At 56.1% G+C, this 21,309-nt stretch carries 20 protein-coding genes and 2 pseudogenes; 12 read left to right on the top strand and 10 right to left on the bottom strand.

From position 1 onward, the window contains the following. Positions 1-148: 148 nt before the first annotated feature. Positions 149-592, bottom strand: a complete 444-nt coding sequence (locus ACGLHR_RS42670; RefSeq protein ID WP_400101936.1) for a hypothetical protein — start codon at positions 590-592, stop codon at positions 149-151. A 456-nt stretch (positions 593-1,048) separates the two neighbouring features. Here ACGLHR_RS42670 and ACGLHR_RS42665 point away from each other — a divergent pair, with 456 nt between their 5' ends. From ACGLHR_RS42665 to ACGLHR_RS42645, 5 genes and pseudogenes are all read left to right on the top strand, one after another. Next, on the top strand, positions 1,049-1,195 hold the full coding sequence (locus ACGLHR_RS42665; protein ID WP_400101935.1) for a hypothetical protein: 147 nt from the start codon (positions 1,049-1,051) through the stop codon (positions 1,193-1,195). A gap of 150 nt (positions 1,196-1,345) precedes the next feature. Beyond that, positions 1,346-1,912: a phasin family protein gene (locus tag ACGLHR_RS42660; RefSeq protein WP_400101934.1), complete on the top strand. Its 567-nt coding sequence runs from the start codon at positions 1,346-1,348 to the stop codon at positions 1,910-1,912. Between the two features lie 138 nt (positions 1,913-2,050). After that, positions 2,051-2,786, top strand: a pseudogene (gene phbB / locus ACGLHR_RS42655) (acetoacetyl-CoA reductase). Between the two features lie 321 nt (positions 2,787-3,107). Beyond that, positions 3,108-3,209, top strand: a pseudogene (locus ACGLHR_RS42650) (molybdopterin-binding protein); the annotation flags it as partial. Positions 3,210-3,273: 64 nt separating this feature from the next. Then, a complete protein-coding gene (locus ACGLHR_RS42645; protein WP_400101933.1) occupies positions 3,274-3,540 on the top strand; it encodes a pentapeptide MXKDX repeat protein in 267 nt (88 codons plus the stop codon). A gap of 329 nt (positions 3,541-3,869) precedes the next feature. Here the strand turns inward: ACGLHR_RS42645 and ACGLHR_RS42640 are convergent, their stop codons facing one another. The 4 genes from ACGLHR_RS42640 to ACGLHR_RS42625 all read right to left on the bottom strand — a co-directional run bounded on the left by ACGLHR_RS42640 (position 3,870) and on the right by ACGLHR_RS42625 (position 6,630). Then, positions 3,870-4,241: a PHA-granule associated protein 4 gene (locus ACGLHR_RS42640; RefSeq protein WP_400101932.1), complete on the bottom strand. Its 372-nt coding sequence runs from the start codon at positions 4,239-4,241 to the stop codon at positions 3,870-3,872. Positions 4,242-4,453: 212 nt separating this feature from the next. After that, positions 4,454-4,825, bottom strand: a complete 372-nt coding sequence (locus tag ACGLHR_RS42635; protein WP_400101931.1) for a PHA-granule associated protein 4 — start codon at positions 4,823-4,825, stop codon at positions 4,454-4,456. Between the two features lie 886 nt (positions 4,826-5,711). Further along, the gene (locus ACGLHR_RS42630; RefSeq protein ID WP_400101930.1) at positions 5,712-6,053 is read right to left on the bottom strand and encodes a hypothetical protein; all 342 of its coding nucleotides are present in this window, start codon (positions 6,051-6,053) and stop codon (positions 5,712-5,714) included. 376 nt (positions 6,054-6,429) lie between these two features. Then, entirely contained in the window at positions 6,430-6,630 is a 201-nt protein-coding gene (locus ACGLHR_RS42625; RefSeq protein ID WP_400101937.1) for a cold-shock protein, read from the bottom strand. Between the two features lie 1,118 nt (positions 6,631-7,748). On the opposite strand from ACGLHR_RS42625, the gene ACGLHR_RS42620 reads away from it, so the two are divergent. Beyond that, positions 7,749-8,459, top strand: coding sequence for a hypothetical protein (locus ACGLHR_RS42620; RefSeq protein WP_400101929.1), 711 nt, complete (start codon positions 7,749-7,751; stop codon positions 8,457-8,459). A 380-nt stretch (positions 8,460-8,839) separates the two neighbouring features. Here ACGLHR_RS42620 and ACGLHR_RS42615 read toward each other — a convergent pair whose 3' ends face one another. Together ACGLHR_RS42615 and ACGLHR_RS42610 are read right to left on the bottom strand one after the other, a co-directional pair. After that, positions 8,840-9,835 (bottom strand): dienelactone hydrolase family protein, encoded by a 996-nt coding sequence (locus ACGLHR_RS42615; RefSeq protein ID WP_400101928.1) that lies wholly within the window; start codon positions 9,833-9,835, stop codon positions 8,840-8,842. 373 nt (positions 9,836-10,208) lie between these two features. Beyond that, positions 10,209-10,472, bottom strand: coding sequence for a hypothetical protein (locus tag ACGLHR_RS42610; protein ID WP_400101927.1), 264 nt, complete (start codon positions 10,470-10,472; stop codon positions 10,209-10,211). 2,458 nt (positions 10,473-12,930) lie between these two features. On the opposite strand from ACGLHR_RS42610, the gene ACGLHR_RS42605 reads away from it, so the two are divergent. After that, complete coding sequence (locus ACGLHR_RS42605) at positions 12,931-13,338, top strand: hypothetical protein (RefSeq protein WP_400101926.1); 408 nt, start codon at positions 12,931-12,933, stop codon at positions 13,336-13,338. A gap of 852 nt (positions 13,339-14,190) precedes the next feature. Here ACGLHR_RS42605 and ACGLHR_RS42600 read toward each other — a convergent pair. After that, on the bottom strand, positions 14,191-14,436 hold the full coding sequence (locus ACGLHR_RS42600) for a hypothetical protein (RefSeq protein WP_400101925.1): 246 nt from the start codon (positions 14,434-14,436) through the stop codon (positions 14,191-14,193). Between the two features lie 89 nt (positions 14,437-14,525). Here ACGLHR_RS42600 and ACGLHR_RS42595 point away from each other — a divergent pair, with 89 nt between their 5' ends. Further along, on the top strand, positions 14,526-14,942 hold the full coding sequence (locus ACGLHR_RS42595) for a cupin domain-containing protein (RefSeq protein ID WP_400101924.1): 417 nt from the start codon (positions 14,526-14,528) through the stop codon (positions 14,940-14,942). Between the two features lie 345 nt (positions 14,943-15,287). Beyond that, positions 15,288-15,842 carry a GNAT family N-acetyltransferase gene (locus ACGLHR_RS42590; protein ID WP_400101923.1) on the top strand — a complete coding sequence of 185 codons (555 nt, stop codon included), beginning with the start codon at positions 15,288-15,290 and terminating at the stop codon, positions 15,840-15,842. Positions 15,843-17,939: 2,097 nt separating this feature from the next. Here ACGLHR_RS42590 and phaP read toward each other — a convergent pair. Continuing rightward, a complete protein-coding gene (gene phaP, locus ACGLHR_RS42585; RefSeq protein ID WP_400101922.1) occupies positions 17,940-18,443 on the bottom strand; it encodes a TIGR01841 family phasin in 504 nt (167 codons plus the stop codon). Between the two features lie 495 nt (positions 18,444-18,938). Further along, the gene (locus tag ACGLHR_RS42580; RefSeq protein ID WP_082095240.1) at positions 18,939-19,190 is read right to left on the bottom strand and encodes a hypothetical protein; all 252 of its coding nucleotides are present in this window, start codon (positions 19,188-19,190) and stop codon (positions 18,939-18,941) included. A 497-nt stretch (positions 19,191-19,687) separates the two neighbouring features. On the opposite strand from ACGLHR_RS42580, the gene ACGLHR_RS42575 reads away from it, so the two are divergent. The 3 genes from ACGLHR_RS42575 (at position 19,688) to ACGLHR_RS42565 (ending at position 21,155) form a co-directional block, all read left to right on the top strand. Next, positions 19,688-20,086 carry a hypothetical protein gene (locus tag ACGLHR_RS42575; RefSeq protein ID WP_400101921.1) on the top strand — a complete coding sequence of 133 codons (399 nt, stop codon included), beginning with the start codon at positions 19,688-19,690 and terminating at the stop codon, positions 20,084-20,086. Between the two features lie 6 nt (positions 20,087-20,092). Further along, positions 20,093-20,533, top strand: a complete 441-nt coding sequence (locus tag ACGLHR_RS42570; RefSeq protein ID WP_400101920.1) for a short chain dehydrogenase — start codon at positions 20,093-20,095, stop codon at positions 20,531-20,533. Positions 20,534-20,855: 322 nt separating this feature from the next. Next, positions 20,856-21,155, top strand: coding sequence for a hypothetical protein (locus ACGLHR_RS42565; protein ID WP_400101919.1), 300 nt, complete (start codon positions 20,856-20,858; stop codon positions 21,153-21,155). Positions 21,156-21,309 lie beyond the last annotated feature (154 nt).

The following is a 21,309-nucleotide window of genomic DNA, read 5'->3' as shown; positions in this document are numbered from 1 at the left end:
CGAAATCCAGTATCTACGCGGCATTCCGACTCGGTGCGGCCGCGGAATAACACTGAGCTTGCGAAAGTAGGGCTAGCCGGCCGCGCTCGAGCGGTGATGAAACATCTTCAAGCTCGCGACACTTGTGACCGTCAGGTCAGGCTATCCTTCATCGCGCCTCAAGCCCGTTGCGTTTGGACGAGCGCAACGCCTCTGCGACCGCGTCCCGGACCTGACGGCGCGTACTCGCCTCGAGCAATTCTTCGCCGCAGCTCAAGCCATCAGCGAGCTGCATGAATTGCTCGTCCGTGGGGGAGATATCCAGCACCTGCTGCATGAGGGAGCCTACCTCGAGAAGTACGCGTCGGGCCTGTTCGATAGTGTCAGCGACTTCTGCCGTCTTGTCAGTGGCCAGCAGTTGCCCGACGGCCAGTACAGTGTCGATGGCGGCCACGTCGTCCAGAGTCGTCTTGCCTCTGCGGAAGGCATCCAGCGCGAGGCGCGCCTTCAACTGGAACGTGATGAGCGCACCATCTCTAAAGCCATACGTTACGGGAAGGGCAGCTACCGTGTTGCCCTGCTTCTGGTAATACCTAGGCTGTCGCCTGGCCATTTTTTATGTTCGCAGAATAGACCAAGCAAAAATTATGCACTCCTCTGGGGCTTTCTGGAATGGGGGAAACGCTGTATCGGAGTTCCGAAATTGGAACTTGCCATTGTAAAGGGGCGGCGCAGAGTCGGTTCCGAAGGGTTGCTAATTGATGTATCCCCTGGGCCTTGCGGTGTATCAACACAAGGATGGGAATACGGACACTTGCGCGCACGCACGCACTATGCAGTGCGGAAGATGCACGAGAATCTACGGTGGATGTTCTTGATATGTGATTTCTAGGCATATTGAACCGTATGTGGTGAGCAGGTAAGATGCTCCTTCGACGCGCGAGAACAAGCGTCGCCCACCAGCAGAACTCGCGCCCGCGAGATAAGAGAGTCGAGCACAAGCTAGGCTTGCTGCCACTGACTGCAGTCGTAGTCCCCCAGGAAAAATAGACCTATGGTCTAGGAGACGATGATGCTGAGTCCCCATGAGTTCGCCACACTCGTACTGGTAAACGAGACCCCCAATCAAGTCGACCTGGATTTCGCGGATATCGAGGCGCTGCCGGCAAACCAATTCGTCACCCTCGAAAAGCTTCGGAGCTTGAGCGCGCGGTGACACCAGCAGGCATCTCCGACAAGCGCGTCACATCCCATCCGAGATGCTTCGCAAGACCCGCCACACCGCAACAACCGTTTCACCGGACTCCGTCTCAATTGTGCTGTCATCGGATGGCACAGGGCTTGGGTCGCACTAAGGAGCTGCAAGATGAATCAGTTTTCCCAAGAGCAAATTGTGGATGCGCAGAAGGCGAGCCTTGAAATCTTGGTAGGTCTGACGAGCAAGGCCTTTGAAGGCTTTGAGCGACTGTGCGAGCTGAATCTTCAAACCATGCGGTCGACGCTGACGGAGACAAGGGAAGGTATGCAGAAGGCCTTGTCAGTCAAGGACCCACAGGAATTGATGGCGTTGCAAATCGAATTATTGCAACCGGTGGCCGAAAACGCTTTGTCGTATCGCCGTCATTTGCTCGAAATCGTAGCCGCTACACGGGCCGAGTTCGACAAGGTCGCCGAAGCGCAGTACGAGGCCAACAAACGTGGAGTGCAGAACTTCATGGAAAGCGTGGGGAGCGCTGGGCCCGAGGGCCCCGGTGCTATGTTCGCTGCCGTGCAATCTGCAATCGATGCAAGCCATACGCTGTACGAAACCATGCAGTCGACGGCCAAGCAAGCGGTGCAAGTCGCCGAGAGCAGTTTTAATGACGCTGCAGTTGCGACTTCTAAGGTCGTGCAGCATCGTGCGGCGCAGACATCCCGGGCAGCTAAGCATTAACTCACTATGGACTCCGCAGTCCCGGACGGGCACGGTGCTGCGGAGCAAGCAGGTCTCGAGACATGCTGTCGACCGGCCAACGGCGCTGCGGGCTGAATCTTAGGTCCGACGACGGCAAGCGCACTGAGGACGAGAGTGATGACGAAGAAGATTGCCGTAGTAACGGGAGGTATGGGTGGATTGGGCGAGGCCATCAGTACCAAGCTACAGGACGCAGGCTGTACGGTAGTTGTGACGCATTCGCCTAGCAATGCTGGCGTCGCAGGTTGGTTGGAGCGGATGGCGAAGGAAGGGCATCATTTCTCAGCTTATCCCGTCGACGTTGCCGACCACGAATCGTGCAAGCAGTGTGTTGAGAAGATTCGAACGGAGATAGGCCCAGTCGACATCCTGGTCAATAACGCCGGGATTACGCGTGATACGAGCTTCAAGAAGATGGAGAAGGTCGATTGGGATGCGGTTATGCGGACCAATCTCGATTCGGTCTTCAATATGACGAAGTCGGTATGCGATGACATGGTCAAGCGGGGCTGGGGACGCGTCATCAATGTGTCATCCATCATCGGCTCCAAAGGCGGCTTTGGACAAACCAACTACGCCGCAGCCAAGGCAGGCATGCATGGTTTCACGAAGTCGTTGGCGCTCGAGGTCGCCAAGAGTGGGGTAACCGTCAACACGGTTTCGCCTGGATTCATCGCCACCAAGATGGTGATGGCTGTACCTCAGGAGATTCTGGACACCAAAGTTATTCCACACATCCCAGTTGGCCGAGCCCGGGGAGGTCGCTGCGCTGGTCGCATATTTGTGTTCCCGCGAAGCAGCCTTCTTGACCGGCGCAAACATTGCCATCAACGGTGGGCAGCACCTGCAGTGAACTGATGTTCCGCACAGTTCGGGACTGAGTGGAGCATCAGAGATGGTCTCCGCTGACGGGTGTCTGCTGCTGATGAACGGGCCAGCCGCGAGCCCTTCGATAAGCAAGAGAGTGACGTAAAGGCACAGCAGACGCGGCCGACCGCGTTGCCGTGACGGAAACTGACCGATGAAGCGATACTGAAGCCGTGGGGGTCGCCTGCAGCCGGTTGGGCAATCCCTGCCAAGCCAAGGATGAGGCTACAAAGTTGGCGATTGTCTACTACTGTTTGTGGTAGGCGCGGTCTCCACGTTGGATGCAGGACCAATCCATAGTTAGAGAGGACGGCGACGCCCAAAGCATATTGTTGCCATGCTCGTCGCCAAGAAGTATTGCGGCGAATACTGGGAAGACCAGGGATACAACTGGTTTGGCGGCTCCTGATGGTCCGCCAGAGATTGGCCGGCATGCCGCCGGCTTTGCTACCTATCTGTCAAAGGAGAACATCATGAACAAGCTCTTTGCCGCGCTGATGTCGGCTACCGTCCTGCTTGCTAGCTATGCATTTGCCCAGGACACAATGAAGAAGGACGAGATGGGCAAGGATGCCATGGGTAAGAGCAGCAGCACGACAACAGAAACCATGGGGAAGGACAAGATGGGGAAGGAGGACATGGGGAAGGACAAAATGAGTAAGAGTCACATGAAGAAGAGCCACGAAAAGAAGGGGGGCATGGGCAAGGATGAGATGGGCAAGGAAACTACGAAGCCGTAGCAGGGCAAGTTGCCATCGGTGGGGTGCTGCCCTGGACAAAACCCCGACTACCATTCGACGGCAGTCGGGGCTTCTTTTTTGCGCGCAGGATTCAATTGCAGCCATCGCTTGAAGGCGGCGGCCGCACGGTACTGGTCGTTGGAGCTTCGCTTATCGTTCCCAGGAGGACGAATAGGCGTGCCGAGAGTGCCGAATTGGATGCCGCCGGATGATTGTTTCACAATACACGCGAGCGCGAGACTTCCTGATGCTGGGTCAAGGCTGCCCGAAGGCCGTGAGTGCCTGGGGGTGGTCGTCCTATTGGTGGAGGGTTCAGCAGAGCTTTCTGGTCATTCCCAGGTGAGCGTAGATTCCTTCATCAGGTGACCAGCCAGAATGTAATCACCATGCTCGATTGCACGTGCCTCCAGCTCCGTCAGGAGCGCATCGGTTATCAAGGTTAGGTCGAAAAGGCAATAGAGGTGCCGCTGCCTGAAGGTATTCTTCGGTGCTCGCAGTCCCTGAGCCAGGGCTTCTGGAGTGCGCACGACGATATGTTCAAGGGTCCTGAACTGAACGGCGACGCCGTACTTTTGCCCAAGCCTTCCAAGTTCGAGGGCATCTTCCCAGCCGGCCTCATAGTCCAGGTCAACCGTGCCAGCAACCTGTGACGTTATTTGCTCAAGTGCATTGGCTCGATTGTGCGCAACATGGACGGTCACAGGGGAACCTCGTCTATGGGTCACGTTGCCAAGGAATATAGCGGGAAAGCCAGGTCACGACAACCAAAAGTGCAGCCGTGAAGCACTCGGACGCTATGGCCTCTCCCTGTGGCGCTGCTGAACAGATTTGACTGCCTTGAGGCAGGACAAGTAGCGCCAAGAACTGGGCGCGCAAGTTGTCGATACGGAAGCCCCGCTCAAGCGGAGCCTACTCAGGCCCAAACTGTATCGACCTCCCGCAGTAGATGCCCAGCCAGGATGTAGTCTCCAAGCTTCATTGCCTTTGTCTCCAAGGTCGCCAATTCCTTGGCTGTCAGTTCGGTCAATGCGAACTGACAGTAAAGATTTCGTTGTCTGACGGAGACCTTTGGTCGAATGAGGCCCGCGATAAGTGCAGTGTGGGACCTCACTGCGATGCTCTCGTGCCCGCGATACTCCACGCAGATGCCAGCCTTCTGGCCCAAACGTCCGAGTTCAATCGCATCCTGCCAACCTGCCTCGTAATCCAGCTCGACTCGTGCTATCCCTTCTGCCGCCAATAGCCTAACGGCTTCTCCTCTGGTTCCAGCTCGGGCTGTCGTCATTCCTGTCTCCACTCACATCGTCCGACGTATGGGTCACCGGTCTAATACTGCATGCTATTGAATTCAACTCAATGTCGTCTGTCCACTTTGAACAATGGCAGGACCGTCGTCACTGCGTGCGGCTTGCTCGAATTCGTTTGCAAGCGCAGAGGCAGGTCCATCTTGTCCAAAGTTTTACTTAATTCTGACGTAAAAAAATTCAAAGTCAATATGTACTGGCGACGATGTCATTGTGACCACCCGCCTAACCAACCGGCAGCGCCGCCGCTGACTTCTGCCAGACCGTTGATGGCGAGGCCGCACGCTACCAGCTAAGGAAGTACAGAACCCAATTTGGGTTGAGCGGTCGAGCGGAGCGTAGGTTGGCCATTGCGGGTCTCCGTCAATATCCAACGGGGCTCCAGGACGCCGCCCGCCGCGACCCTTCAATATTGCCTACCGTTGCAACGAATCCCATCGCGCAGCCGTTGGTTGTTGTCAAATGCTGCTGTCTGGAACCCCCAGAGTGACCAGGCTGTGCCGGCTTGCAAATCTAACTTGAGAGTTATTTTGACGCGGTGAAGGCGACTTGCGGACTTCAACTTGTTGCATTCCGTCCGGTCGGTCGGCGATAAAATTCGGGCATCCTACGGACGTGGCGGTGTCTCGGATGACGAGGTGGAAGCCGCCGTGGACTACATGGTCGGTGCTGCGAAGTAGCGCGACGCGCCACCAATACGAAAAGCCGACGTGCGGGGGACCAGATTGGTTACGCGGCTGGCGGCGAAGAGCAGTGACGGCAGGGGAAAGCTTTGAGCATTTCCGCGTCGAAGGAGGAGTAAGGCGTCAGCATGGGCAATCCGAGGGCGCGCCGCCATTTGCGGCGAGGAGCGAGGCGCCCCGCTACTTAGGACGGGCGGTGTTGCACCCAAGCAGGGAAGCGCTCATCAGTTTCGTCGACGGAGATATCTCCAAGGTGCGTGCAGGCGCCGGCAGGCAGGGCAATGTGATACTCCTTGCGCCATAGCACCATGACGGTGAACCTGATGACGCGAATACGCACCTCTCTGGGGACGGGATACTCAGAAACATGTGAGGGAAGCGCCTCCATGCCAACACGCCGCCGGACCTCATAGGAGAGCATCCCTTTCTCCTCGCGTCGAACCAGTTCGGCGCGCGCGAGGTGCAGATGCAGGTATAGGGCGCGCACGACGAGCGCAAGTACCAGCAGCACCATGACTGTCAGCACGACGATTCTCCCTAATGAGACCGGATTCCCTTACCTGGGCCCCGCAATTTGCGTGCCATCTCGCTAGCGTCAACAAGCCGCCGTGGTCATGGCGGCGTCGCGAACGTCCATGTCAAGGTCAGTTTGGCCCAGGCCTTCATTGTGATTAATAGGGCCCGTCCCGAGTATTGGGTTGTACGGGTCTTGACGGCCGGGGAAGGGCCTGCCGCGACGTTGTTCGGAGATTATTCGCGGAGCCGCGATTGGCGTATTGGTTGCAGTTGGCTGCTGACACGTGTGGATGCGCTGAAGCGGCCGAGTGTTGCTGGAAATAAAAAAACCCCTCGTCACTGCGAAGGGCCTTTCTTCCATCTCAACTTCCTAGGTGCAACGGCGACTACAGCTTGCGAATCTGGGAGGCTTGCAACCCTTTGGGGCCTTGCCTTGCGTCGAATTCGACCTTGGCGCCCTCATCCAGGGACCGGTATCCAGTGCCCTGGATTTCCGTGTGGTGGGCAAACAAGTCCGCGCCACCGCCGTCCGGCGTAATGAATCCAAAGCCCTTTTCGTTGTTAAACTTCACAATGCCAGTCGCCATTTCATCCTCGAAGCAACGCGCATGCAAACTGCATGCAGAAATCAAATTTCCAATCCGGATTTGCTGCTCAAGGTTAATCTTCTTGCCGCCGATTGCAGCACAGTCATTCGGTCCGCCAGCATATCCGAGGAAACGCACTGTAGCCAAGGTGGTCTAGGGTTTACCACTGGAAATGCCATGGGGTTAGGGTCATCTTTGCCTGAGCAGTTGCCCGCAGCCTTGCCGCTTCGTGGCGCAGGGCCTCGATGCCAGACGAGACAGTCCAGCGAGTCCTTCTCCCACTGCGAGCGCCGGGTAGCGACGCGTCGTTCGTGGTCACGGGAGAAACGAGAGCTTGATGCTTGACCTGCAAATTTTGCTATGCCTGGTTTCGCTTGGCACTGTCTCGCGAGCGGGCGTTCTTTTTTCTTGCGGCAATGGGCGGTAGCCTGCCCAAGAGTGCTCTAGCCGGCAGCGACGGTGAACTCGCAGATGACGCTGCAGAAGCCGCCCGCGCATTGGACACAATCCACATGTCGATTTGGTGTCAAGCAAGTGCTGCAAGGGGCTGATATTGCGGTGGTTGCGGGTTAACCTTGATGCTGCGTGACGCCAGCATGTCGGCCGCTAACCATGCCATCCTTGGTGATGACCACAATGCCCAAGAGATATGCGGAAAAAATCTGTTTCATTCTCATATTAAAAACTCTTAATTCACCATGGACTGGCGATGTAGTCCTGCTACCACCCGTATAGCCACCTCCTGGCGATGCGGGTTCTTTTTTTGCGCGTGCTATCTAGGTTTCAGTCCCCAAGGCACCTTGGCCATGGGGCCTACACTGACACTCCGAGCACGGCTTCGATTGGTGTTTCAAAAGTGGAACGGTCTGATTAATTCCTATGCTCCCTTAAAATTGTCATTTGACGAAACTTTAGAATAATCAATGGACTGGTGAGCTTGGTGTGTCTTTTGCTTCAGTGAATGGCGCCCCCTCAAGGGCCGGTGATGCCGTCCGGCTGGCCCCAATCAGGTAGGGCGGGGAACGTGAAGCTTGCCGTTGGTGTAGAGGATTTCATTTCAGCAGAGCCACGCCCAAGAACAAGTTTCAAATATGGGTCACTTCTGGCAGGAGTCTGCGATGCTTAAGAAATCCTTGTTGACACTGGCGTTTGCCTTCTTTCTTGGCAGTTGCGGTGGTGGTGGAGATGGTGGTGGCAGCAGTGCGACCACTCAAACTCTGTCCGTACCTCTTCTCACGGCTGTCGCAAATCTGGTGAATAACGGTATTACCGTTAAGTTTTCAATCTCTGGTTCATCCGGAAATACGACAGTAACAGGCTCAGGGACGCTTACGGATGCGCCGGCCGTTGCCGCTACCTTGAACGGAGTCGCCGTCCTAAAGACAACGGAAACCGTGACGGGTACAGTTGTCGCGAATGGCAATTCTGCTCCTTTGTCGGCGTCGAGAATTTTCTACAGAAATCCTAGTACCTTTGCTGTGGTCGTTGATGACCAAGGCAATCCTTACATCGTCTTCGGAAATTACAACTATCCGGCATCTGTCAAGGCTGGAGACGCCGCTATGCTTGCAACCGGCACGATGTTTTCCAACAGTACGCAAGCGACGAAGACAGGTACGGTGACACTTTCGTATGCCGTGGCTGCGGATGGGGCGAATAGCCTGCTCGTTACCTTCATCGACAGCGATTTCGACAACAGCAACAACAAGACTGCCGAAGGGAAAACCACTTTCCGGGTCGACACAAGCGGTAACATCAGTTTTGTGTCTCTCACGATAACAGGATTCGCAGTCAATGGACAAACGCCGTTCACGCTCGTATTTCAATAGCGTGTACATGGCACTCTTCGTGGCTTGCTAGCGCAAGAGGCACGTGGAGCTTGTATTCGAGCTCCTGGTCGCCGCAGTCCATCATGCAGTCATGGCCACCAAAGCGCCTCCGTGGCCGCGCGACGTACGGTAGCGGGAGCCTCGGTGCTACCGAGGCAAAAATCGTCTTTGCTGCTAGCGGAAAGACTGTGGCGGCGCGTGGTGAGGGCAGCGGGTTGGGTCAGAAACGAGGATAGTACGTGATTGCAGCGTGAACGGTTGGCCTTGGTTGGCGAGCGCGGGTCGTTCGTTAAGCTCGGCAGTTTGGATGTCAGACTTGGCACTCAGTTCAATCGGGGGCTGTATCTGTATCGGCCTAAAATTTAGACATCCAACCGCAGCTATGGTTTGAGTACGGTCTCAACAAGCTCTTTGACTGCCGCGCGAGCCCTCATTGAAGCTTCTTGGTTATAGGCGAGTGTCGGGCCGAGTTCGACGCAGGGGTCCCTGTAGGTAAAGGTCTGTTTTGTTCTGGAGTTGAGAATCCGCCCGTTCTCAATTTCCTCCAGCTGGCAATTGCGGGTCGTCTGCGCCTGGGGTAGCTTCATCGATGGCTTAAATGCCTGCCCATCGAACGAATGTTGCGCTCCAGGATATTCGGTCAGTCGGATATCTTTCCCCTTCGCCGCAACCCGGTCGGCGTATGCGCGGCATGCCGTGATGAGCGAATAGTCGTCGGAGCTCCCATGAAATATCCGAACGGGATGGGCGGTGATGTTGTCATCATCCCTGTATGCAGTGTTGCAACTTGGATAGAAGGCAATATATGCGGCGAACTCGCGGCCTGATGCCGGCCCATGCATGCTTTGAAACCGCTTCATACTCGCGTAGAGCGCCGCCTGTCCGCCTCGCGAGAATCCCACGAGCATCACTCTTGTCGGGTCGATGCGAGGATGCTTCTCCAGGAGTTCAAGTGCTCGGTATGCATCCTCCGTTTGTGCTAGTCGGCCAAGTTGCGACTGGTCGTTGAGCGTGCTGACGATGCCTCTGGTGGAGTAGCTGTCGACGACAAATGTGGCGACGCCCATCGCAAGAAAATCCTGCTCCCAGTCGGTGACATAGCTGTTAATTCCGCCTGAGCCGTGGAGCAGGACGACTGCCGGCAACTTGTCATTTCCCGCGCGCGGAATGCGGAGTTCGCCGGCAACTGTCACCTGGTTGCCGTCCTTGCGGCCAACCAAAAAATCTTGGTCCGTCAGAGTGGTTGACAGGAATGGGAGAACTTCCATTCGCGCAATTTGAGCGTTGCCGATATTGGATAGGGTTGCCGCCAAGACGAAAAGCAAGAGCGGAAATAGTCTACGCAGACACGCATTTCGACTTCTGATTATTGGCATGGGACATCCTCTCAAGAGTGCGCGGAAGGCTCGCCTGCTCTGTGTAGGCTAGGAAATTTGCATGCAATAAGCAAATTGGGTCGGCGGAATCCGATGTCAATTGAGTCCCCACAAGCTAAGTCAGGGCAAGTCAACCGCGCAGGGGCCCTGACATCTATAGCGGCCTGGATGTGCCGGGTGTGGGAGACTTTTGTTGGAATCGACGACTGGGTGGTCGCCTCGATGTCTTTGTGTACCACGTAGCGAAGTGCTCTCGTACAAAAAGAATCTCCTCGCAAGAGTAACCCTGGGAGGAGCCGACAGGCGGTGGTGGTGCACTTGAGGTATCCACCTCGCCTAATTATTGAATTGCAGTGGGCTATTCGCTACCGTCTCACATATGTGCGCCATCGGAGAATACGTCACGTCTGTCCGTAACTTTCGCACCGTCGGTAAACACATCGCGCTTGTCCGTAGCTCTTGCACCATCGGTGTAGACGTCAAACTTTGTAGCTTTCCCTCCATCGGTATATGGGTCGCGCGGCCCCTGCGTGCTGGCACCGTCCGTGTAGATATCCCGCTTGCCGTTGCCCCCGTACGCTGCCACAGCGCCAAGTGCAGTAACTGCCACCGTAAGTAACAGGACCTTCTTCAGCATGGGTCACCTCCTTTTTTAGGTGATTATTCGTTCCCCCGGGCCAGAAAAAGTTGTCTTGAGTATAGGATTTCTCCATCGATTTGTGCATAGCACAAACCAATTGTCCCGTTATATCGCTTATGACTCGCGGATATTTGCGATGAGCTCGTTTCCCCATCTCGACATTAAAATGTAACTTCATGTCCGCTTTTTGGTATCGAGGGGAAAGTAAAGATTGCTCCTCAATTCCGGTGGTGAAGCCAAGTACACTCTTGCAAGAGATTGCTCAAGGAAAGCTGCGTGTGTATCTGCGTGTACTTCAGCAGCCAACGGTGACCCACTTCAAGGAGGAAGGTTTTTCTCCCGACAGGGTGGGAGGTGTGCTTCGGCGATAAGTATGAACACGGGCATCCGCACTTAGCTCTGCGAAAGCGGCGAGGTAGGAAATCTGGCGGAAGTAGGGGGAGGCCAGTCGCGCCGTGAGGGCGGACATCCGGCCGGCTGCGGCGTGAAATGCCCTGTTGCGTGTTTTTGCAGGGCCGCGCAATGCCAGCGAGTTCTGGCAGGACAAAACAAGGAGCGGGGCTGGCCGAATGGCCGGATGGCACTGCCTTACCTTCCACGCGAGACAGCGGCCGGAGAACGACTGATGACTTGCCTAGACGCGATTCAAAGTCGGCTAGAACAACTGCCCACGTGACACGCTGCGTTGCAGACTGGCGTGCCAGCCTCCGCGATGCAGCCGCAGACCGGGGCGACGAAAGACAAGGTCGTCTTCGACTCAAGGTCGGTGACATGTGTCAACGAAGAGAACTAAGAGGACTGTCTGCGAGCTACCGAACCATTGTGTCAATCTCGAGGTCAGTCGAAGGGAGTCTCTTCACGGCGCTACGTCAATTTTATATGTCACGTTCTCCGCAACGCCTACGTTGAGCCCGCGTACATCTTGTCCCTCAATGTGGATTGTATGATGGCCTGGCGACATGGGCTTGAGCATAAGCCAGTATCCGGCAGTGACCGCCATACCGGAGCCTGCGGGCGAGTTTAGGATATTTTGTCTAGGCACCGTGAAGCCGAAGAATGGCGATATGGAGCGATAAGCTTCAATCCCATCCTTTATCTGCATGTCGTCAATTGAGACGGTTAGAGAACTGGGGTTAATCCCATCAACCATAGTTGTGGCGCAACTTCGGCAGGAAGTCGCATCCGTGCAACGAAATGGGGGAACGTCCAACGTTGAGCATTTGACCATAGCCAATGGAAGGAAAACTGGCATTGTTGATGGAATCAGGCAATTTCGCGTGACAGGCCGACCATTGGCCACCGTCCCCGCCAGAAACCACACTGGTCCGGACTGATTGGCGCTGCAGTACAGACCCGTTGAATCGTTCAAGGGGTTTTGGTCTGTGCCAGGCCCAGTCGGTATTGCCAACAGCCATTGCCACCACACTACAGACCATATGCCGTACCACCACGCTGCAATCCCTTTTCCATACGTCAGTCCCGAAATTGTACTACCCGGCGGAAAGACCGCCGAGTTCGCGCCTTGAGCGAACGCCATAGGACCAGCGGCAACACTGAGGGCGGCGACACATGTAGCAGCGAGGGTTCGAGCTGCTGCCTTGGACAGGCCACGGCGAGGCGACAAGAAAGAGCGTGCAATCATTTCAGACCTCCTTATCCATTGGATATCGGACGTCATCACATTACCGCGACCGCCACTTGGCTTAAAGAGGAGACGTAACCACGCTGACACAAATGCGTTGGTGTCGCAGAAACGCTTGAATGCCCGTTTATTGAGGCCGGCGCAATAGTACCGACAAATCGTCCGTGCAGATGTCATCCAGGGGAACCCGGGTGACCACGTGGTCTAGCGAGAGTCGTGCCACACTTGCATATAGCCCTGATTACATAATGGAAGTGTGAGCCGTGTGGAATCGGACAAGCTGCTGAAGCCCGAAAAGGTTTCACCTGCGATACGGCGAAGACTGCATCAAAGGAATGGAGCTGGACCCGTATCGCTTGCTGACACTGGCGCCACGCGACAAATGGTTCATGCATCGGGGCTGAATTGCTGCTTGCTTTGTCGAGCAATCCGTTACAGACATGTGACAAGAGTTATTCATATCAGTTTAAAGTATATTTAAACTTGAAAATTGCCACATACTTCCGTTGCCTACCGCTATATTGGCATTGAGACATCAGATTTATGTGACAAAAGATAAGGCTGAATCTAAAGGGTGCTGAGCAAGCGTCGAAGGTTGGTAGCAAGGTCCTGGCAAAAAATGGGTCAGACAGCTCACGCTAAAGTTGTTTCAGTTCCGCAACATTGCAAACTGGGTTGATGAGAAGGGACGGTTTTATGACGCTATCGATTCGTTCCCATTCCCGGGCATACGTAGTTTCCATGACAGCGGCTGTCATGATGCTATTGGAGCCTTCCGTTGGATGGGCACAGGCACCTTGGCAACAAAGGAGTATGGTTACTTATCAGACGCCTGCTGAGAATTCCAAGTACACGCAGCAGCTTGCGATTGACATAGGCGACGTCCCCGGACATCAGATTCGCCTCTTCGAAATTCAAAGTACGTACCCCAAGGACCCGCCGGTATTTCTTGGCGTGCGGGTCAAGAATTCAATAACGCGTGGTCAGTCCGACTACGTTGGTGCCGATGGCCGCGTCTCGGCCTATGTCCTGTACTTCATGGAGAATGGCGACCGGATATACGGCAGGTATGAGGGCACCTCACAAGGAACGGTTGGCGAAGCTACCGGGCGGCGAACGGTATTGGGGAACACAACTCTTACCGGCGGCTCAGGAAAGTTTCGCGGGATGCGCGGCACACTCCACAGTTCCTCCATTGCGGACCCCTCGAGGCTTCGTTGAGACGAAGAATGAAGGCGTTTACTGGCTGGAGAAGGAATAGCGGGCTCATGGCTCGTGTGCTCGGCCGGAGTTGAGAGCCAAGCGCCGGCGGCCAAGCAGCTCGAGCCCACCTCGTTTCTGTTCCGCAATGTTGCCGGGGCAGACGACAAGGAGGGTTCTATGAGCCGCTCACGCGCGCCCCTATCTGATTGTGACAAAGTCGGCCTGCAGAAATGTAGCGCACAACGGTCGACGACCAGTCTACGACCGGGAGGCGCAATGAACCCTAAATCGCTTCTGAAGTTGCTGTTGACGGCAGTGGTAGTCAGCGCGTACGCCCAGGGCGCAACCCAAGATTTGATGGAAACCTCTTTTGCGGAAGTGCTCGGCGCGCAGTGCGAGCGCTGGACGGTGATAACAGTGCATATGCCCAGGACGCCGGTTCCTGTCTTGGGTAGCCAAGCGTTTGAAGGAGCTCGAGCAACGGCTCAGTCCCGACCTTGTGTTCGCACTGTAGCGACCATGGGACATAAAACATTGCCCAATTCTGCTGGGCAAACATGTCTCCGACTAGAACCTCAGGAGGACCTAGCTACAGGCTTGGATTGAGCCCTAGCTCCATGCCGTGTCCCTATGGCCTTGCCCGCAGCGGCGGGACCATTATCACGACGACGACGCGGGCCGAAATAGCCGAGGCATCCGCCTTCACCATTCCGCGCTGGTTCCGTCGGGTTGTATCGACGCTGAAACAGAGGCAGGTCTTTCATGGACTAGTGGCGCTCAATTTTCGACACCAGCCAAGGCCGGAGCCGGTTGGCGCGGCTATTGCTTGGCCTGCAGGTTGACCGGTCCAGCACTACCGTCGCCGAATTGTCAGACCTGAACACATGCTTCGGAGGACACCGCGATGAGAGCCACCGAGAAATTTTGCGCATGCTCGCGTCGCATGGCCCGGCGTCCGGGCGCGAGTTCGCTGCGTACGTTGGCTTTTAGCCGAGTTGCAACATCGCCTACCGGGACGACGAGGAACTCGCCGCCGTGCCGGTGCGCATATTTCACGCCAGTGCGGACAATTACGTCCCGGTTGCCGCCTGTCGCGCGTACGTCGAGCGACTGCATGCCAAGGGCAGAGGTGTTCAGCTCATCGAGTATCCCGGGGCGCAGTATTCGGACGCGGACACAAGCGAGTCGATTACTGGAGATGCGAAATGGAGAGATTACCCAAGGCGAAAGTCGGCTGTGTCGTGCCTAGTGCTGCAAGCTACACGTCCCAGCAAGGGTCCGTTTATGCCCCTGGTATCAGCAAGGAGACTGTCGGCTCCGAAGTCCTGTTCCTCGGTATCGTGACCATCCCGCCCGGAGGCGGGACGAAGGCCCACATCCATGAACGCCACGATTCGGCGCACTACATGGTTAGCGGCGACGAAATCGAGCTGTATACCGGAGATGAACTTGAAGACCGGCAAGTGGCGCACCCCGGCGATTATGTCTTCACGCCTGCGGGCGTTCCGCACGTCGCCGCCAACCGTAGCCCGACAGCCGCCGTCTTCGTTGTCGCGCGCAATGAGCCTACGGCGCAGGAAAGCGTGGTGATGCGTCCGGAACTCGATTCCAAAGTCCCTTGAGGATGGGCCCACACGTATTCACATTCCCTCGCCCTCGAGGGAATGTGATTCTGGAACAAGCACGCGACAAACAAACCCTCCATACCGCGCAAGCCCCGCTGCGTCAAGGGGTAACTCCGTCATAATGTCGGGTGGAGTCTGATACAGCCCCCCCACTCATGCCGAACGAACGGAAGTCAACAACCATGTTTGTGATGGACCCAGGAATTTGCGCGACTGCCTCATGTGAAATTAAAAAGATTCACATCAGAATTAAGTCGCTCGATGTTGCTTGGCGCTAGGCACGGGGCACGGAATCGCGTAGGCAGGCACTATGTTTGAAATGGTGCCACTCATATCTCGCAGGTGTTCCTTTCCTACGGCTTGCCTGGCAGCGACGTAGACCCCTCGGCCCGTCTCTGCAGTCTGAGCGTCCTAGGTGAGAAGGTCATCGGCTGCGCCTGCGGCGAGAAGTATGGCGAGACGGTCATCATCCAGGCCGTTGCGGTACTACATGAGTACCAAGGCCACCAGGTAGCCAGCCATCTTATCGGGGCCATCTTGATGCGTGCCCGTGCCGATGACTGCACCAGGGCTACAGTGCTCACGTCCGACCATCCCACGTTCTTCGCCCGCTTCGGTTTTTTTCTCACCGCCTTGGACGACATGCCTCAGGAATGCAGCTGTCGAAGGAATTCCTTCGACGCTTTGGTGCGAGGACGCATTACATGTGCCGTCGACTCGATTGAAGCCCGGTTGCGACTAACGAGCACCGTGATGCCGACAGCAGCGGCGCTGGTTAAGCGGCCAGGAAATGACGCTATCTGTTCGAAGACAACTGAGCGCCGCCAGCTTTGCGCCGTGCTGAGTACCTTGGGGAGGGCTGGTCCGAAGTTGACCGCGAAAGCGGCCGAATCGTAGGCGGCGCCGACCAGTGTGACAAGTCGCCGGAGGGGCGTCGGTATACACCAGAGAAAAGTGGTCAGAAGTCGGCGCCGGCGTTCGATTTCTGGTTGCAAGCGAACTTGCAAATCCTTCGCCTTCCAAGGCGCGCGAACAGAGTTTTGAGTTGGAAGCCAAGTGGCGAAGCAGTGCGGCGACAGCTTAGTCATCGGCGAACCCGGCCAACTCTTTTCCATGTCAATCGTTCACGCAAAGCGCGAGCTAGGAGATGGCCGTCACAGTAATGTCATCTGGATGCCGACATAATCGCTCATCAAGCAACTCTGCAGTTTCGAATGATATGCACGTAATGATTCGTACATTTACTATCCTAGGAAAGCGGAGCCGCGAGCCTCTGCACCAAGCGGCCGTGTACGCCAAGACAGCACAGGACGCCGTTCCCCTAATGAGAAGTGATTGGAGTCAGCGAGAGTCCGAGGTATTCAAAGCAGCGCTGAATTGGGCTCGACGGAATTCTTATATCGTGTCGAATCCCCGGTCGGGCTCATTCTATGGAATCGCTGCCGGCCGCTAAGTGGAACGGTTCCATGGCACTGCTGCCCAGTGCGATGGGATTCAGGCGCGATAGTACGTTTCAACCTACCATTTACAGCGCTCGGTACCATTGCCGCACCGTTGTGAGCAAAGTGGTGGCTTGCTGTCGTGGCATCTATCGAGGACGGCCGTCGCGGCGGAGCGGCTTCCAGAGGCTTGGGGCACGGCGGCTATTTCCACCTGAGAGTCAAGAGGGGTCTCTTGTACATCCAGGCGGGAGGAGAGAGTTTGAACGGTAGCTGTCGAGGATTACTCGCTCCGGAAAATTCCCCGTCTCAGGAGTTCATGTCGACCCAGATGCGCCCCCAAGAACTCGCATAACTCAACGCGTGCTCTCTGTCGAAAAAATAGTCGAGAGTTGAGAAGGTGCGCGGCGGGCCGCCAAGCTTCTCGATGACAAGCTCGGCGGCATGGAGACCGCCTTGCGCCGGGACTGCGCTGGCTTTGAGCAGGTATCCCCTATGCGAGGTTAGAGCGGGTGCCGTCATGTGTTGGTTCTCTCATCTGTGACCGTTCGTCGGGGGCATCGGCGTAGGCATCCTCAGAATCAAGTATCTCAGCAACGGATTACGGTTCGGTGACGCTCTAGGCAGCTCTCGGTAGCCGATTTGGCAGCTACCCATTGGACTACGGGACCCTGTCCTTGGGCATACCGGTTGCAGCGGGGTTGCCATTCACCGTCGATACGACAAGGTGAACTATGGTGGGCAATTCTATGCATACCAAAACGGCGGCAACGGAGCGGGGCCTTTGCAAGCTGGAGCTAGGTGGTGAGCCCGTCGTCGTCCCTGTAGTAATGGCGGCAGAGGTTCTACTGCAGTCTCCGCCCACGATACGAAATAGTTCAGTAAGCTTGCGGTATTATTCTGATTATGAGTCGACCCAATTTGAAGCCGAAACACCCCTTGTCGTCGCTCGACGCAAGGGTCAGCCCAGAACCCCTCTTTCAAGACGCCAGCTTCAGTCCATCTGGTTTCAACGGTCGTGACAAAGCAACAGCAATCCTATGGGTTCGCATGCAAATGGCACGGCATGGAATATCGCTTGCCGCTTTGGAAGCAACAGGTTGCTTCCAGCGTGCTGCTGCCAATGGGCCGGTTCTTTATCGGAACGCGGCGGGGCAAAGCTGGGACGGCAACGGGTCGCTACCCGACTGGCTGCAAAGAGCCGCGAACGCAGGGCAAAGCATTGAGCATTTCCGCGTTGAGCAACTGAGGCGTACGTCCGGCCGTTACTTTGGCAGTCCTGGGAGCACCCCATGGTATTCCCGTGGTGAGGCGACGTCCTGGGGTGTTCTGCGTTCATTTGTGCGCTTGACGTTTCTGCTAGCGTGGTGGCGTAACGCACCCTTGACTCGCTTCGCGACAAACAGTGGCACATGGTCCTTGAATGCGCGCCTCTGCAATGAAGTCCTGCAACGTTTCAACATAGATTTACGCATATCGGCTCCCCTCGGCAAAAAAAAGCGAACCGAAGTTCGCACAAGAAAATTCCGGGGCTGCGCGTGCGCGCTAGGAAATCCTATAGGGCAGGGCCAGCACCTTTGTCGTGGGCCAACTGCTTTGTGGTTTTCTTGGCCGTTTCGTCGGACGCGCCGGCGGGCGTCGAAGAGGCCGATTGCCATGCTGCTAGAAAAGATTCGCTCCCCGTGGGCGCGTTCTTCGCGAGATTTTCGAATAACTCCTGCGCATCGCGCTGACATTGCTGGAGGTGCGCTTGGGCGGCCGTCGAGAATTCGCCTTGCATGCTCGACAGGATTTCGGAGACCTGCCGGCTGTACCACGCCGCCTTTTCTGCTATGGGCTGCGTCAGGTGCACAGGCAGGTCAACCCACTCTTGCTGGTTGTTGGCGGAAAGCGTCTTGCTCAGGATTCCCTGATTTTCGGCAAAGGTTGATTTGACTGCTTGCAAATTTAGCTCAGCCAGCTTTTCGATACCTTCGAAGGCTATGGTCGCCAAACCAAGGAGCCTTTCCACGCCTGCTTTCTGCGCGGAGATGGATTGTTCGGGGATACCAGTGCTCATCACTGCTCCATAGGTGAGACTGCGAGTGTTCGAGGGAAACTCTGAATCAGGACACGAATAATGCACCGTCCCGGTGAAAATCATTGCTGCGTTGCGGCAAAAATTCATTCTAGGGGCGATTGCTCGGAAGTCAACTGTTTCTCGCGCGGGCACGCTTGCGCCCTCATAATGAGTCGAGTTTCCGGTTGCACGGAGAGGGCGTAGCAGATGCCGCCCACGCATTGACCGCAATCCACACATGTCGATTTGGTGTCAAACAAGTGCACCAAAAGGCTAATATCGAAGGAATTGCGGGTTAATCTTGATGCTGCTCGACGTTAGTATGTTGGCCGCTTGGGCCTCATGTGAAAAGGCGCGCGCCGACGGCGTCACAACAGCGTCTGCACTCGCAACTCGCATCGCATACGGAGTGGTGATGCTCAGGTCCCGCGCAGAATTGTGTGTAGGCGCCGCGTTTGCTGCGTGGTCTGTTTGGCACGAGCTGGCAATGACCGCTCACAAGGCCAGACGGTCGGCGCTCATCTTCGGCCTATCGACTGCAGGCGGAAACACGCGCCAGCAGCCGTCATCGTGCCGAAAGAAGAACAACGCGCGCAAAACGGCCGGTTGCGTGGTCTCGACGCATACGTAGCGTCGCCGGCCCGAGTGGGTGCGACCGAATTCAACTACGTGGACCGACGTCGTGGGGCCAGGCGCGAGCCATTTTTCGACCTGAAAACGCAGGGATTGCTCATTTGTGCTTTTCATGTCCCCTCCATCACCCCGTTTCTTGTTTGCCGTAGCGGTCCATAGGGCCCAACAATTGTCAGAATTGCCTAGTACGAAGGAAACCGTGCGAACCGCCGCGCTGCAATGCGTTTCATGACGCACCTTGCATCGCAGCCGAATCTTGAGAAAGCACTTTAACTCTACGCCACAAACTGGCGTCCCTGCGTATCGTTTGGTGAAATGGCAACAGCAGAAAAGCAGGGAGTGGGGTGCCTGAATGCGTCTTTAGGTTGTTGGTGTTGATGCATCGCAGTATGTGCGGCCGACCACAAAATCGCGTTACGTAGCAATCCAGAAACGGCCGACATTTGCAGAAGGTTGGCGCAGTGCGTTTAGCAGCAGTGGGACTTCCAATGTCGATTCTTCGCTGCTTCTTGGGTCGCCTACTGATTGGGTGTAGACGCACCCGAGGTACATTCAACAGCACATCATGCGCTTGCAGACGGCTCATTGCCCCCCAGGCTTGGTAGGAGCAGGTGCTCGCGCTGCTCGGTTTATCGATGGATGCTGCGGGGATGCAGGCACTGGTGCGGCTGTTCTGCAGGAATGGAAGGGTGACCGCCTGCGTGAGTGTCAATTCCTTGCCGCCCGGTACCCAAGCACCGGCAATCGGCGCGCCTTTGCGCGCAGGGCGTATGCTATGCACCAGGCTATTTCATCTTGAAAACGAGTTGGGTACTGAGGGGCCGTTCACTACCACCCGTCATCTGTTATCAGGGGGACGTATGCGCATATTGGTCATTGGAGCCACAGGGCTTCTCGGGAAAGAAATTATGGCTTTATTGTCGGAAGAGCATGACGTGGTAGGGGCCAGTCGTAGCTCTCCGGCGGTCTCAGTGAATATCTCCGACATGCAGTCGATTCTGGCAATGTAGAAACAAGTGGGCACGGTCGACGCCGTGGTCTGCGTAGGAGGCACCGCGAAATTCGCCCCGCTGGACGCCCTGACTGACGATGATTTTGCATTCAGCCTGGCCAATAAGCAGATGGGGCAGGTCAACCTTGTCCGGTATGGGGTTCCATACATCTCCCAGGGCGGGTCGGTCACGCTCACCAGTGGCCTGCTCGCGCACCATCCGATGCTCGGTGGCGCTGCAGTGAGTACCGTGAACGCCGGCATCGAGGCGTTTGGGCGGGCAGCGGCGCTCGAATTGCAAGGTAAGATTCGCGTGAACGTTGTCAGCCCGGGATGGGTGTCGGAGACGCTCGAAGCGATGGGGCGCGACCCCGCTAAGGGCGTTCGGGCGGCGGTGGTCGCACAGGTTTACCGGAAATGTATTCTGGAAGACATTTCCGGGCAGGTGGTGTCGGTCACCCACTGAATCGCATCGACACGTGGCCAAGTTGTAGGTGCCTCGCAACCAAGGAAGGCTTTCGCGTGTGTCACTCCCGGGGGGGCGTAGACCCAAACACGGGTCCGGTGATGATGACATACACATACCCCTTAGCGCGTTGGACATATTTTCGGGTCGCCTTTTCGATATCGAGTTTCGACCTTCGTCTAGTACCAAACCAGATGTGCTCGAATGTTTATTAATGGATATACGTTTTACAAAGCTTTACCGTTTGTTACATAGGGCTAATGCGACTAAGTGCATAATAGTGCTTGATGAGGATAATCATCGATATCTCTAAGGGGAAGTCATGTTCAAAAGAACACTGGTAGTTGCAGTTGGAAGTCTGCTGATTGGTATAAGTTTTGCGGCTTCGGCGCGTGGCGGCGGCGCGGGAGGCGGTGGTTTTGGCAACGGCGGCAATTTCGGGGGGGCAGCGTCAGGGCACGCAAGCAATGAGGCCGTAATGAATTCCAATGGCTCCTCTGCCAGCGACCGCGACAAAGGTTTGCAGCGTGCTGAGGACCGGAGAAATTCGGAAGGGTCGAGTCATGAAAAGGCCCAGACAAATCGCATGCATCGCAATAGCAATCACGCGCAGAAACACTAGGTTTGGGTGGACATAATTAAGTCTAACTGGCTTGCGCGGGCATTCGCTGCCTGATTGGGAGTTATGATTCGCGCAAGCCTATTGATCTTTCCGTAAATCATGACATCACCACAACGTTGCCTGAACCCAGCACGCGGCGATGATCGAAGGCCGG

Origin of the sequence: Cupriavidus sp. CuC1 (genome assembly GCF_044627735.1) — a bacterium.
GTDB lineage: Bacteria > Pseudomonadota > Gammaproteobacteria > Burkholderiales > Burkholderiaceae > Cupriavidus > Cupriavidus ulmosensis.
Note: the sequence above shows the minus strand (reverse complement) of the source record. Positions and strands in the feature narration are given on the sequence as shown.